The sequence below is a fragment of the Pseudomonas sp. Arb-4-2C genome (assembly GCF_055755015.1).
Map to the genome: position 1 here is coordinate 4,433,502 of NZ_CM146899.1, position 13,160 is coordinate 4,446,661.

11 protein-coding genes are annotated in these 13,160 nt (G+C 61.1%); 7 read left to right on the forward strand and 4 right to left on the reverse strand.

All coding sequences use genetic code 11. The annotated features are described in order from the left end of the window. Positions 1-14 precede the first annotated feature (14 nt). From AC0J41_RS20060 to AC0J41_RS20075, 4 genes are all read left to right on the forward strand, one after another. A complete protein-coding gene (locus AC0J41_RS20060; RefSeq protein ID WP_473013411.1) occupies positions 15-2,843 on the forward strand; it encodes an RHS repeat-associated core domain-containing protein in 2,829 nt (942 codons plus the stop codon). A gap of 78 nt (positions 2,844-2,921) precedes the next feature. After that, a complete protein-coding gene (locus AC0J41_RS20065; protein WP_473013412.1) occupies positions 2,922-4,682 on the forward strand; it encodes an ATP-binding protein in 1,761 nt (586 codons plus the stop codon). Beyond that, on the forward strand, positions 4,682-6,013 hold the full coding sequence (locus AC0J41_RS20070) for a sigma-54-dependent transcriptional regulator (RefSeq protein ID WP_025112736.1): 1,332 nt from the start codon (positions 4,682-4,684) through the stop codon (positions 6,011-6,013). The genes AC0J41_RS20065 and AC0J41_RS20070 overlap by 1 nt, the downstream gene beginning before the upstream one ends. Positions 6,014-6,328: 315 nt before the next feature. Further along, positions 6,329-7,648 carry an MFS transporter gene (locus AC0J41_RS20075; RefSeq protein ID WP_473013413.1) on the forward strand — a complete coding sequence of 440 codons (1,320 nt, stop codon included), beginning with the start codon at positions 6,329-6,331 and terminating at the stop codon, positions 7,646-7,648. A gap of 140 nt (positions 7,649-7,788) precedes the next feature. Here AC0J41_RS20075 and AC0J41_RS20080 read toward each other — a convergent pair whose 3' ends face one another. Next, positions 7,789-8,547 (reverse strand): COG4705 family protein, encoded by a 759-nt coding sequence (locus AC0J41_RS20080; RefSeq protein ID WP_473013414.1) that lies wholly within the window; start codon positions 8,545-8,547, stop codon positions 7,789-7,791. Positions 8,548-8,888: 341 nt separating this feature from the next. On the opposite strand from AC0J41_RS20080, the gene AC0J41_RS20085 reads away from it, so the two are divergent. Then, complete coding sequence (locus AC0J41_RS20085; protein WP_025112733.1) at positions 8,889-9,164, forward strand: hypothetical protein; 276 nt, start codon at positions 8,889-8,891, stop codon at positions 9,162-9,164. A gap of 260 nt (positions 9,165-9,424) precedes the next feature. Further along, positions 9,425-10,054 (forward strand): flavin reductase family protein, encoded by a 630-nt coding sequence (locus tag AC0J41_RS20090; RefSeq protein ID WP_025112732.1) that lies wholly within the window; start codon positions 9,425-9,427, stop codon positions 10,052-10,054. Between the two features lie 6 nt (positions 10,055-10,060). Here AC0J41_RS20090 and AC0J41_RS20095 read toward each other — a convergent pair whose 3' ends face one another. Together AC0J41_RS20095 and AC0J41_RS20100 are read right to left on the reverse strand one after the other, a co-directional pair. Beyond that, positions 10,061-10,303 (reverse strand): hypothetical protein, encoded by a 243-nt coding sequence (locus AC0J41_RS20095; protein WP_025112731.1) that lies wholly within the window; start codon positions 10,301-10,303, stop codon positions 10,061-10,063. Between the two features lie 43 nt (positions 10,304-10,346). Beyond that, the gene (locus AC0J41_RS20100; protein WP_473013415.1) at positions 10,347-10,700 is read right to left on the reverse strand and encodes an antibiotic biosynthesis monooxygenase family protein; all 354 of its coding nucleotides are present in this window, start codon (positions 10,698-10,700) and stop codon (positions 10,347-10,349) included. Positions 10,701-11,037: 337 nt separating this feature from the next. Here AC0J41_RS20100 and AC0J41_RS20105 point away from each other — a divergent pair, with 337 nt between their 5' ends. Then, complete coding sequence (locus tag AC0J41_RS20105) at positions 11,038-11,967, forward strand: AraC family transcriptional regulator (protein WP_025112729.1); 930 nt, start codon at positions 11,038-11,040, stop codon at positions 11,965-11,967. A gap of 135 nt (positions 11,968-12,102) precedes the next feature. Here the strand turns inward: AC0J41_RS20105 and AC0J41_RS20110 are convergent, their stop codons facing one another. Beyond that, complete coding sequence (locus tag AC0J41_RS20110) at positions 12,103-13,158, reverse strand: ABC transporter ATP-binding protein (protein ID WP_473013416.1); 1,056 nt, start codon at positions 13,156-13,158, stop codon at positions 12,103-12,105. Positions 13,159-13,160: the final 2 nt, after the last annotated feature.

The window sequence follows — 13,160 nt, forward strand, 5'->3', positions numbered from 1 at the left end:
GCGGATGTGCGGACATGACATATTCCGTTCACTGGCGAACGCCTGCCCTGTCGGCTCACGACCCCAGGGGATTGCCGGCCAGGAAGGTGGCTTACCTGCGCACCGTGGCGGGCGCCGACGTCGAATGCCAGATTACCCGCCAACGGCACGACACGAGCGGACGCCTGATCGAGCAATGGGACCCACGCCTTCATGTGCCGTGCCTGACCACGGTTTGCCGGCTGAATGGCGAGGCGTTGAAAATCGACAGCGTCGACGCCGGCTGGCGACTTTCGTTGCCGGGCCTCGCGGGTGAAGAACGGCAACGCTGGGACCAGCGCGGCAACCATTGGCGGTATGACCATGACTTGTTGCTGCGGGTGATCGCCGTCACTGAAAACTCGCAGATCGGGATCGAGCGCTACACCTATGCCGACCACAACGCGAACGCCGGGTTTAACCTGCGCGGTGCATTGACCACACAGACAGATCCGTCCGGCAACGTGGTCTTCAGCAGCTATAGCCTGCTCGGCCACGGAATGAGGGAAACCCGCACCTTCATCGACGCACCCGACACCTTCACCACCCATCGACATTACGACCCGCAAGGCAATGTGTTGCAGCTCACCGACTCCGGCGGCCACCGGCAACAGTCGCAATACGACGTCGCCGGACAATTGCTGCAACTGTCGTTACAGCTGGCGGGCGCCAGTACAGCGCAAACGGTGGTCAGCGAAACACGCTACAACGCCGAGGGTCGGCTGATCGGGCAACTGGCCGGCAACGGTGTTCGCCGCAGCCAGCATTACGATCCGGTCGATGGACGGCTGCTCCATTCGCTGGCGTGCAAGGATCAGGCAGCCCCGCTCCAGGATCTGCATTATGTCTACGACCCCGCAGGCAACATCCTGCGCATCGAAGACCACAGCCTGGCCACGGTGTACTTTGCCAATCAACGGGTCGACGGCAATCGCCACTTCGTCTACGACTCGTTGTATCGGCTGATCGAAAGCCGTGGCCTGGAGGGTGAAATCCCCCAGCAATCGCCGGGGCTGCCACAGCCGATTTCCCCCATCGATCCCGGGCGACGCTTCAACTACAGCGAATATTACCGGTACGACGAGGGCAACAATCTTGTCGAGTTGCAGCACGTGCGTGCAGGCCATAATTTCACCCAACACATGATCATCGATCCCCACAGCAACCGGGCCGTTCGCTGCGAAAGCGGTGATCCCGATCCGGTCTTCGCCGAACACTTCGACCTGCACGGCAATCAATTGCGGCTACAACCCGGCACCCTGCCACTGGTGTGGGACAGCCACGATCAACTGGCACGCGTGACCTTGCTGCAACACAGCAATGGCCTGCCCGACGATGAGGAAAGCTATCGCTACAGCCAGGGTGAGCGCGTCTATAAGTGCTGGCTGAGCCATACCTTGTCCGCCACTCATCGTCGTGAAGTACGCTACTTGCCCGGCCTGGAAATCCACACCCGCAGCGACGGCCAGCAGCTGCACGTCATCGTCCTGTCCGGCGCTCGGTGTCTGCACTGGCTCAACGGCCGACCACCCGGACTGGAAGACGACCAACTGCGTTACAGCCTCGACGATCACCTCGGCTCCTGCGCGCTGGAGCTGGACCACCGCGCCGGCGTCATCAGTCTGGAGCATTACTACCCGTTCGGTGGCACTGCATGGTGGGCCGCCCGTTCGGCGCTCGAAGCCAGTTACAAAACCATCCGTTACTCGGGTCAGGAGATGGACGCCAGCGGTCTCTATTATTACGGCGCCCGCTATTACGCACCGTGGCTGCAACGCTGGGTCAGTGCCGACCCGGCCGGGGATATCGATGGACTGAATCTGTATGCCTTTGTCGGTAACAATCCGGCAGGTTACATCGACACCGATGGCCAGGCTCTGAGCGATGCCTTTCAGGCCGAAACTCGCGAGGAACGTGGCCTGAGAAAGGCGCAAAGTGCCGCGCAGAATGGACGACGCCGAGCACGACGGGAGTTGTCATATCAGGTTGATCGACACTTGAACATTCTGGCCCTGTCGTTACGCCGTGGTCTGGATGCTCAACAGCAGATTCTCAATCACCGCTCGACATCTGAGTTCGCCGGCTCGACTCTGCGCCGCGGTGCAACGCATATCGCCGGACAGGTGATCGCCTACGGTGGCGCAATCGCAGTGGGCATCGGTGCCCAGGCGCTGGGCGTTGCCGCCCCCGGCGTAGGCAATTTAGCCGGGGTTGCGATCGGATTCGCCGCTAAAAAAACCATCAGTACGCTGTGGGACTACGCAGCCGAACGCACCGGCGCCAGCGCCTCGATCAAATTCAAGGCGAGCCGGGTATCGTCGGAAAAAATCATCAGGAAGGCCGAATACAAGACCATGTCGCCCCTGAGCTACATGGAGCAGAAGTACGCAAAAATGCTCCCCAGCACACAAAAAGGCGCCCTCAAGGGATTGAAAGAAGGCACCAGCACCGCCATCAGTCTGGGGGCCAAACAGCTCGCGCCGACGATGGCCAGCGAAGTCAGTGCTACCGCCAGCGCCCTGTTGGGCGCCGTGGAAATCAGCCATGAAATCACCGGTGCCATGGGAGACCTGTCAGCGGAAAAAATCGCCAAGGGCGAGCGCAACCTGACGGGCTTGATCGACGCCCTGCAAAGCAATCTGTCCGATGTCGTCAATCAATTCAACACGAGCGGCATCAATGCCGTTCACACCTTTGGTCTGTTCAAGGACAGCCTCGGCGACAGCGTCGAAAGCCTTACACAGGCAACGCAAGCCGTGATCACCGAACTGACCTACGCCAGAACCCTGTTGCTCTCGAATTCGCACAAGTTCAGCCATGTCTGATGAGCCGATGCGTCAGGCAAACAGGACGGGCGGGCGCATGCTATCGTGCCCGCCCGTCCCTTTATCCATTAGCCCAGCATGCTGCCGACTTCCCGTACCCTGCGTCTGTCGTTGTACACCCTGCTGATCATCGCCGGTGCGGCCATCGCCGCCACGCTCGCGATCCGCCACGCCGAACGTCAGGCGCTGGAGGAAGACGCCACCCGCGCCAGCCAGCAATTGGCGCTGTACGCCAATTCGTTGCACACCCTGATCGACCGCTATCGCGCCCTCCCCGCCGTGCTGGCGCTGGACCCGCAACTGCGCGGCGCGCTGGCCGGGCCGGTCGGGGCCGAGCAGCAGAACGTGCTGAATCTGAAACTGGAAAAGATCAACGGCGCGGCGCAGTCCTCGACCCTCGAACTGCTTGATCACACCGGTCTCGCGGTGGCGGCGAGCAACTGGCGCCTGCCCAGCAGTTATGTCGGCCACAACTATGGTTTTCGTCCGTACTTCAGCCAGACCCGCACCCAGGGCAGCGGGCGGTTTTATGCGGTGGGCGTGACCAGTGGCATCCCCGGCTATTTTCTCTCCAGCGCGGTGCTGGGTGACAACGACGAGTTCCTCGGGGCGATGGTGGTCAAGCTGGAGTTTCCGGAGCTGGAGCGCGAATGGAGCCAAGGCAGCGACACGCTGTTGGTCAGCGATGCACGCGGGATCGTTTTCATCGCCAACCAGCCCGGCTGGCGCTATCGCTCGCTGCGGCCGCTGGACAGCCGCGACATGGCCGAGATCAAGCGCACGCGTCAGTACGACAAGCAATCGCTGAGCCCGCTGACGCATCTGTCGCTGCGCCACTTCGACGACAACAGTGACCTGCGCCGGGTCGAAGGCCCGCAAGGCACGGCGGACTATTTGTGGGAATCGCTGCCGCTCGCCGCTGAAGGCTGGACCCTGCACTTGTTGCGCCGCCCGCAAGTAGCCTTCGAAGATTTACGCAACGCCGGGCTGGCCGCTGCCGGGGTGTGGCTGGCGCTGGTGTTTCTGCTGCTGTTTCTCAACCAGCGCTGGCGCCTGTCGAAAATCCGCCAGCGCAACCGTGAAGAACTCGAACAACTGGTCGAAGAACGCACCCGCGACCTGCGCACTGCTCAGGACGGTCTGGTGCAGTCGGCCAAGCTCGCGGCGCTGGGGCAGATGTCTGCGGCGCTGGCCCACGAGATCAATCAGCCACTGACTGCGCAACGCATGCAACTGGCAACGCTGCGCCTGCTGCTCGACCATGGCCGTGTCGATGACGCCTACAAGGCGCTCAAACCGGTGGATGAGATGCTCACGCGCATGGCGTCGCTCACCGGTCACCTGAAGACCTTCGCCCGCAAGAGCCCCAGCGGCCTTCGCGAGCGGCTGGATCTGGCGACCGTGATCGACCAGTCGCTGCAATTGCTCGACGCCCGTCTGCGTGATGAACAGGTCAGTCTGGTGCTGCACCTGACGCGTCCCGCCTGGGTGCGTGGCGATGCGATCCGCCTCGAACAGGTGCTGATCAACCTGTTGCGCAACGCCCTCGACGCGATGCAGGGCAAACCGTGCAAGCGCCTGGAAATTCGCCTGGAGGTGGACGAACAACTGTGGCGCCTGAGCGTGATCGACAATGGCGGCGGGATTGCCGAAGAACACCTGAACCAGGTGTTCGATCCGTTCTTCACCACAAAACCTGTGGGTGACGGTCTGGGGCTCGGGCTGGCGGTGTCCTTCGCAATCGTGCATGAATCCGGCGGGCGCCTGAGCGTCGAAAATGGCGAGGCCGGCGCGGTGTTCACCCTGACCTTGCCGATCGATCTGGAGGCGCATATCTGATGCTCAACTCAGTGATAGTGGTCGATGACGAAGGCAGCATCCGCAACGCTGTCGAACAGTGGCTGAGCCTGTCGGGGTTCGAGGTGCAGTTGTTCAGCCGCGCCGAAGATTGCCTGGCGGCGCTGCCCGCGCACTTCCCCGGGGTGATCCTCAGCGATGTGCGCATGCCCGGCCTCAGTGGTCTGGCGTTATTGGCCGAAGTGCAGCGGCGTGATGCCGATCTGCCGGTGATTCTGCTGACTGGTCACGGCGATGTGCCGATGGCGGTAGAAGCCATGCGCGACGGCGCCTACGACTTCCTTGAAAAGCCGTTCAGCCCGCAAACCCTGCTCGGCAGCCTGCGCCGGGCGCTCGACAAGCGTCGTCTGGTATTGGAAAACCGCGCCCTGCACGAGCAGGCCGACCATCGCGCCAGACTCGATGCCACGCTGCTCGGTGTGTCCCGGGGCATGCAGACCTTGCGCCGGCAGGTGCTGGAACTGGCGGCTCTGCCGGTCAACGTATTGATCCGCGGCGAAACCGGCAGCGGCAAGGAACTGATCGCGCGCTGCCTGCACGACTTCGGCCCGCGCGCGGACAAGCCGTTTGTGGCGCTCAACTGTGCAGCAATTCCCGAGCAGTTGTTCGAGGCCGAGTTGTTCGGCCACGAGAGCGGCGCGTTCACCGGCGCCTCTGGCAAGCGCATCGGCAAGCTGGAATACGCCGACGGCGGCACGCTGTTTCTCGATGAAATCGAAAGCATGCCGCTGGCCCAGCAGGTGAAACTGCTGCGGGTATTGCAGGAGCAGAAGCTGGAGCGCCTGGGCTCGAACCAGAGTATTCGCGTCGACTTGCGGATCGTTGCCGCGACCAAGCCCGACCTGCTCGACGAAGCCCGGGCCGGACGCTTTCGTGAAGACCTGGCCTATCGCCTGAACGTCGCCGAGCTGCGCCTGCCGCCGCTGCGTGATCGTCGGGAAGACATTCCTCTGCTGTTCGAGTCCTTTGCCTTCAGCGCCGCCCAGCGCCTGGGGCGCACCTTCCCGCCATTGAGCGGCACGCAATTGAGCCACCTGCTCAGCCACGACTGGCCGGGTAACGTGCGTGAGCTGGCGAACGTCGCCGAGCGCCAGGTGCTGGGGCTGGATGAACCGGTGCAAGGCATCGACCCCGGCCAGTCCCTCGCGGCGCAGCAGGAAGCCTTCGAAGCCCAGTGCCTGCGCGCTGCGCTGACCCGGCACAAGGGCGATGTGAAAGCGGTGCTGGAAGAGTTGCAACTGCCGCGCCGCACGTTCAATGAAAAGCTGCAGCGGCATGGGTTGAGCCGGGAGATGTTTGTTCCGGACAGCTAATGTTGACTGCGCAGGTCCCGCCCCCTTCGCGAGCAAGCCCGCTCCCACAGGTTTTTGTGCTGAGCACAGAATGTGTGAACACCACCGACCATTGTGGGAGCGGACTTGCTCGCGAAGAGGCCAGAACTGACACCCCCCTGTGCCAGATAAGCAGTTTTCCGCTCACCAATCACAATCAATAAGCGGATTTCCGCTCATCCAATCTCCCCGCCCCCTCTAAACCGGCCCTCTTCCCGTTGGCACAGCTCCTGCTATAGCCCCGGCAGGCTGCGTTTTAACGCGCTCCACAAAAACAATTAAACGAAGGATCCTTCAATGGATAACTCCAACGCCCTGCCTCTTGGGTCGGCTGCTGCGCCTGCCAAGACAAGAACCACCGCCAGCCGGATCAAATCGATCTTCAGCGGCTCTGTCGGCAACATGGTCGAGTGGTACGACTGGTACGTCTACGCCGCCTTCTCGCTGTACTTCGCCAAGACCTTCTTCCCCGCCGGTTCCACCACTGCCCAACTGATGAACACCGCCGCGATCTTCGCCGTGGGCTTCCTGATGCGCCCGATCGGTGGCTGGCTGATGGGCCTGTACGCGGACAAGGTCGGTCGCAAGAAAGCCTTGATGGCCTCGGTGTACCTGATGTGCTTCGGCTCCTTGCTGATCGCCCTCAGCCCCAACTATGAAACCATCGGCATCGGCGCGCCGATCCTGCTGGTGTTCGCGCGACTGCTGCAAGGCCTGTCGGTCGGCGGCGAGTACGGCACTTCGGCCACCTATCTGTCGGAGATGGCGACCAAGGAGCGTCGCGGCTTCTTCTCCAGCTTCCAGTACGTGACCCTGATCTCCGGCCAGCTCATCGCGCTGGGCGTGTTGATCGTGCTGCAGAACCTGCTGACCACTGAACAGCTGTACGCGTGGGGCTGGCGTATTCCGTTTGCCATCGGTGCATTGTGCGCAGTCGTCGCGCTGTACCTGCGTCGCGGCATGGAAGAAACCGAGTCGTTTACCAAGAAAGAGAAGTCCAGGGAAAGCGCAATGCGCACCTTGATGCGCCATCCAAAGGAACTGCTGACCGTGGTCGGCCTGACCATGGGCGGTACGCTGGCGTTCTACACCTACACCACCTACATGCAGAAATACCTGGTGAACACCGTCGGCATGAGCATCTCCGATTCGACCACCATTTCTGCCGCCACACTGTTCCTGTTCATGTGCCTGCAACCGATCATCGGTGGCCTGTCCGATAAAATCGGTCGTCGCCCGATCCTGATCGCCTTCGGCGTGCTGGGGACGATCTTCACCGTGCCGATCCTGATGACCCTGCACACCATCCAGACCTGGTGGGGTGCGTTCTTCCTGATCATGGCGGCGCTGATCATCGTCAGCGGCTACACCTCGATCAACGCGGTGGTGAAGGCCGAGCTGTTCCCGACCGAAATCCGCGCCCTGGGCGTCGGCCTGCCGTACGCACTCACCGTGTCGATCTTCGGCGGTACCGCCGAATACATCGCGCTGTGGTTCAAGAGCATCGGCATGGAAACCGGTTACTACTGGTACGTGACCGCGTGCATTGCGGTGTCGCTGCTGGTTTATGTGACCATGAAGGACACGCAGAAACACTCGCGGATCGTGACTGACTGATCGGGTTTATGCAGCCACTGCAACGGTGGCTGTCATGGCCCATCGCGAGCAGGCTCGCTCCCACATTGGATCTGTGATCAACACAAATCCTCTGTGGGAGCGAGCCTGCTCGCGAATGCCTCAATCCGGTTTCAGATCCATCAGGACAATTCGGCAGCCACGCCCTGCTTGCCATAACGCTTCTGCGCATACGACGCACCGACAATCATCACCAGCAGAATCCCCGCCAGCACCGCCGACGAACCGATGGTTCCGAAGTCCAGGCCACCCTTCTCGTGAGACTTGGTCATCAAGTCGCCCAAGGTCGCACCGAACGGCCGGGTCAGCACGAATGCCACCCAGAACAGCAGCACCGACGAAATCTTCGTGAAGTACTTGAGCGCGACCACCACCGCAATGGTCGAGCCGATCAGCAGCGCGCCACCGGCAAAGCCCAGGCCCGAATCATCCGCCAGGTAGTCGCCGAGCGCGGTGCCCAGGGTGTTGGAAAACAGAATCGCCATCCAGTAGAACATCTCGCCCCGGAAGGTCTGCACCTTGCTGACGTTCAGCGAATCGCCGCTCAGGCGCCAGGCCGCAAAGATCGCCAGCAGAATCGCAATCAGGATCATCGACCCGGTGGCGTAACCCAGCCCGAGAGTGCGGTCCATGAAGTCGGACATGGTGGTGCCGGCAGTGCTGGTCGACAGAATCACGATCCAGTACAGCAGCGGCTTGTAGGTCTTGGCCATCAATTGGGTGATCAGCGTCAGCACGAACACGCTGATCAGGATCAGTGAGCTGAGGGCGTACCCGACGTTGAGGGTCATCGACAGCAAATCCCCGGCGGTTTCCCCCAGGGTCGTCGCGCAGATTTTCATGACCCAGAACGCCAGGGTAATTTGAGGCAGTTTATTCATCGCAAGCAAAGCTCCAGTGTGAGACGGCCGGTTCTTGGTTTTCTGGCCGTGGGCAGACTGGCGTTGCACCGGTGAAAAACCGGTCGGCAGTAGATGAAAAATCTGTCATATCGCGAAAATCAGCGATTAATCCCCCATTAATGCTGCCCTTGCATCCTGCATTCACCTGATCGATTACCTGCGCGACGTTCGCTCCCGGCATGGGAAGCCAATTAATGCGCCGCCCTTAATATCAATTTAATCGATTGTTTTTAGCATTAATTTGCGCTTTTTAATCAATTTATTTGGCGTAGCATTCAATCCAAGCAAAACACATCGCCAACGAATCCGGAGTAACCAACATGAAAACCAAACTGATCCTCGCCCTGACCCTGTCCGTACTGGCCGCCAACACCTTCGCCGCCGATGGCTCGGACAAAACCAAATCGGCCGACTTCATTTCCGGCGCCAGCGCCGCCATTGAAACCAGCCATTCGGGCACTTACGCCGCTGACGGTTTCGACAAAACCAACATCGGCAAAACCGTGGCTGCCGATGGCTTTGACAAGACTGGCACCGCAGCCGCCATTGCCTCTGACGGTTTCGACAAAACCGGTACTGCTGCAGCCATCAGCTGATCATCGGCAGTCTCCCCACAGCCCGGCTTCGGCCGGGCTTAGTCATTTCTGGGGCATCACAAATATCCCCAGTGGGAGCGGGCTTGCTCGCGAAAGCGGTGGGTCAGTCAACCACTGTGGCAACTGAAAGATTGCATTCGCGAGCAAGCCCGCTCCCACAAGGGAAATTGCATCAACTGGAATATCTTTGCGTGACTGGAAAATGCTGTTTCAGACTTGCACTATTAGCCGTCTACGAACGCCCTCCAGGAACCCCTGCCATGTCCGATGACATCCACTTCTACGAACCCGCCCACGGCCACGGCCTGCCCCACGATCCGTTCAACGCCATCGTCGGCCCGCGTCCCATCGGCTGGATCTCTTCGCAGGATGCCCATGGCCGGTTGAACCTGGCGCCTTACAGCTTCTTCAACGCGTTCAACTACATTCCGCCGATCATTGGTTTTTCCAGTGTCGGGCGCAAAGACAGCTTGAACAACATCGAGCAGACCGGTGAATTCGCCTGGAACCTCGCCACCCGGCCACTGGCCGAGCAGATGAACCAGAGCTGCGCAATGGTCGCACCTGAGGTCAACGAGTTTGAATTGGCGGGACTGACGCCCGTGGCGTCGAAGGTGATTGCGGTGCCACGGGTGGCCGAAAGCCCGGTGTCCTTCGAGTGCAAGGTCACGCAGATCATTCAGTTGCAGCGCGCCAATGGCGAAACCGTGCCGAGCTGGTTGATACTCGGCGAAGTGGTCGCCGTGCATATCGCCAAGTGGCTGTTGAAGGACGGGATCTACGACACCGCCGCGGCAGAACCGATTCTGCGCGGCGGCGGCCCGGCGGATTATTTCCAGTTGGGGCCAGAGGCCTTGTTCAAGATGTGGCGCCCGGGCGCCGGCAAATAAACGCAGTTACCAGATCAGCTCGGCGTCATCAGTGACGCCCTGCAGACGGTCCAGCTCTTGGGTAGCTGCCTCATCGGCAGCGATGGCGCCAGGGAACACCTGATCACCCAGCAGTTTGTGAAAGCGTGGCGCACCGCCATCGACCAGGGCCTTGACCGCGATTGCCGCGTGATAACCCTTGTTGCCGCCCAACTCGACGGGGACGACTGCGGAGACTGCTTCGAAGTGTTCGAACTCTTTACGTGCCATGGCACACATCCCGGCTCAGATGAATAAGCCGGACATTAAACCCTCAACCGGCAAGTTTGTGTATCGGTGCAGGGCATTGTCCCAACGCCTGGGCCGCCGACACCTCTTTGAACGTGTGGAAATCCAGGCTGTTGACCACCAGGTCCTGGACCAGTTCGGCAAAGACCTGCATCGACGGACTGTTGAAATACGCCGTCATCGCCTGTTGATGGCTCCAGAAACCGGAGACCAGCCACAAGTCCGGATCACATTGCGAATGCTGCAGGGCAAAGCTCAGGCAACCGGGGGCGGTGCGCGACGGTTCGATCAAGGTACTGAGGCGTACACCCAGTTCGGCGGAGCGTCCGGCGCGCGCTCGAACGAAGGCCATATGACTGACGGGAATCTGCTTGGACATGTTCAACCCTCCCAGGGAGTCGCGTGGCAGCCGGGGGACGGGCTGCGACAGGATCCAAGGTTAAGGGCCGAACACACTGCGCCGTTAGTCGATTCCTGCCTCTGCGTTGCACAATCCTGCGAGACTGCAGACACACCCTGCTACACCGGGTAAAAACCTGTCACACAGCTGTCATACCGGTTTCAAGCAAGTTTAATGGCCCGCGTCCTGCTATGGCTGAGCACGCCGGCAAGCCGATGCAGAATCAGGCAAGCATTTGACAGGATGTGTCTACCGCTTGCGCTTGCACAAACTTATGCTCTGCCCCATTCCACCTCCCTTGCCGAGGATGCCGTGCATGACGTCATTCGATCGTTTCCAAACCCCGCCCGATGCCGACATGGAGAAACAGCGTGCAGAACTGGCGGCGATCATCCGCCGCAACACCACGGACGACGGCAGTTACCAGACCGCCATCGGCTCGCTGTTCATGTCGCGCCACACCCAGTCCCACGACTTTGCCCCGGTGCTGGCGCAACCGGCGCTGTGCATCATGGCTCAGGGCCGCAAAGAGGTGCGGCTGGCGGATGAATACTTCAATTACGACCCGCTGAATTACCTGGTGGTCTCGGTCTCGATGCCCCTCAGCGGACGGGTCGTGAATGTCTCGCCAGAGGATCCGATCCTCGCCGTGCGCCTGGACATCGACCCGGCCGAAATCACCGCGCTGATCGCCGACGCCGGCCCGATGGGTGTGCCAACCCGACCGACCGGGCGTGGCCTGTATGTCGAGCAGATCGACAGCGCGATGCTCGATGCAGTGCTGCGCCTGGCGCGGTTGCTCGACTCCCCGAAAGACATCGCCATGCTCGCGCCGTTGATTCGCCGGGAGATTCTCTACCGCCTGCTGCGCAGTCCGCAGGGCCATCGTTTGTATGAGATCGCGATTGCCAACAGCCAGAGCCACCGCATCAGCCAGGCGATCAAATGGCTCAACGGCAACTTCGAGCAACCGCTGCGCATCGATGATCTGGCGAAGGAAGTGAACCTCAGCGTCTCGACCCTGCATCACCGCTTCAAGGCAATGACCGCGATGAGTCCGCTGCAATATCAGAAGCAGTTGCGCCTGCAGGAAGCGCGACGCCTGATGCTGACCGAAGGGCTGGAAGCGTCGGCCGCGGGGTATCGAGTGGGGTATGAAAGCCCGTCGCAGTTCAGCCGCGAGTACAGCCGCTTGTTTGGTGCGCCGCCGTTAAGGGATCTGGCGCGGTTGCGGCTTTCTGTCTGATCCGGATATTGCGCTGTATCGACTGACGCTTTCGCGAGCAAGCCCGCTCCCACATTGGATCTGTGACCGACGCAAATCCCCTGTGGGAGCGGGCTTGCTCGCGAAGAGGTCAGTGAGGCCACCAACAAATCCGGATCAAGCCCCCAACACCCGACACGCCTCGCTCGGCAACGTCACCGACACCGGATGCCCGATCCCCAATCCAATCCCCTGACACGGCGTGCTCAACGCCGTGAACGTCACCCCGGAACACTCCACCGTGGTCTCGATGGTCGCGCCGATGTCGCGCACGAACGTCACCTTGCCCAGCAAGCGATTGCCCGCCGTCGCCTGTGGCGCGGACAGTTGCAGGTCTTCGGGGCGAATCAGCATTTTCACCTTCTGCCCCACCACGATGCTGCTGCAGATCGGCACTTGCAGCGCGTCACCGCCCGGCAGGCTGACCTTGCCATCGCCCAGCGCCGTGGCCGGGAAAATGTTGCCCGAGCCGATGAAGTCGGCAACGAACTCGTTGGCCGGATGCCGGTAGATTTCGATCGGCGTGCCCACCTGCTGCACCTTGTGCTCACCCAACACCACGACGATGTCGGCCATGGTCATGGCTTCGCGCTGGTCGTGGGTAACCATGATCGTGGTGATGTTCAAGCGCTGTTGCAGTTGGCGGATTTCCACCTGCATCGACTCGCGCAGCTTGGCGTCCAGTGCCGACAGCGGTTCGTCGAGCAGAAGAATTTTCGGCCGCGAGGCGATGGCCCGGGCAATCGCCACCCGCTGCCGCTGCCCACCGGAAAGCTTCGCCACCGGCCGGTCGATCATCGCTTGCAACTGGATCAGCTCCAGCAGTTCCACCACCCGCGCCTGCTGCTCGGCCTTGCTCACACCGCGCAGTTTCAGCGGATAGGCAATGTTTTCGCCGACGGTCATGTGCGGGAACAGCGCCAGCGACTGAAACACCATGCCGAAGTTACGCAGGTGCGCCGGGGTGTGGCCGATGTTCTCGCCATCGAGGCGAATCTCGCCGCCAGTGAGAGTTTCCAGCCCGGCGATCATCCGCAGCAAGGTGGTTTTGCCACAGCCCGACGGGCCGAGAAAACACACCAGTTTGCCTTCCGGCAAATGCAGGTTGACGTCTTGTACCGCGCAAGCCGAGCCGTAGAATTTCTCGACGTTTTCCAGAATCAGACCAGTCATGT

Bases quoted from the DNA above. Each gene is read 5' to 3' on its own strand.
- AC0J41_RS20065 (WP_473013412.1), top strand. From the start codon at position 2,922: ATGCTGCCGACTTCCCGTACCCTGCGTCTGTCGTTGTACACCCTGCTG.
- AC0J41_RS20085 (WP_025112733.1), top strand. From the start codon at position 8,889: ATGAAAACCAAACTGATCCTCGCCCTGACCCTGTCCGTACTGGCCGCC.
- AC0J41_RS20070 (WP_025112736.1), top strand. From the start codon at position 4,682: ATGCTCAACTCAGTGATAGTGGTCGATGACGAAGGCAGCATCCGCAAC.
- AC0J41_RS20095 (WP_025112731.1), bottom strand. From the start codon at position 10,303: ATGGCACGTAAAGAGTTCGAACACTTCGAAGCAGTCTCCGCAGTCGTC.
- AC0J41_RS20075 (WP_473013413.1), top strand. From the start codon at position 6,329: ATGGATAACTCCAACGCCCTGCCTCTTGGGTCGGCTGCTGCGCCTGCC.
- AC0J41_RS20060 (WP_473013411.1), top strand. From the start codon at position 15: ATGACATATTCCGTTCACTGGCGAACGCCTGCCCTGTCGGCTCACGAC.
- AC0J41_RS20080 (WP_473013414.1), bottom strand. From the start codon at position 8,547: ATGAATAAACTGCCTCAAATTACCCTGGCGTTCTGGGTCATGAAAATC.
- AC0J41_RS20090 (WP_025112732.1), top strand. From the start codon at position 9,425: ATGTCCGATGACATCCACTTCTACGAACCCGCCCACGGCCACGGCCTG.
- AC0J41_RS20100 (WP_473013415.1), bottom strand. From the start codon at position 10,700: ATGTCCAAGCAGATTCCCGTCAGTCATATGGCCTTCGTTCGAGCGCGC.
- AC0J41_RS20110 (WP_473013416.1), bottom strand. From the start codon at position 13,158: ATGACTGGTCTGATTCTGGAAAACGTCGAGAAATTCTACGGCTCGGCT.
- AC0J41_RS20105 (WP_025112729.1), top strand. From the start codon at position 11,038: ATGACGTCATTCGATCGTTTCCAAACCCCGCCCGATGCCGACATGGAG.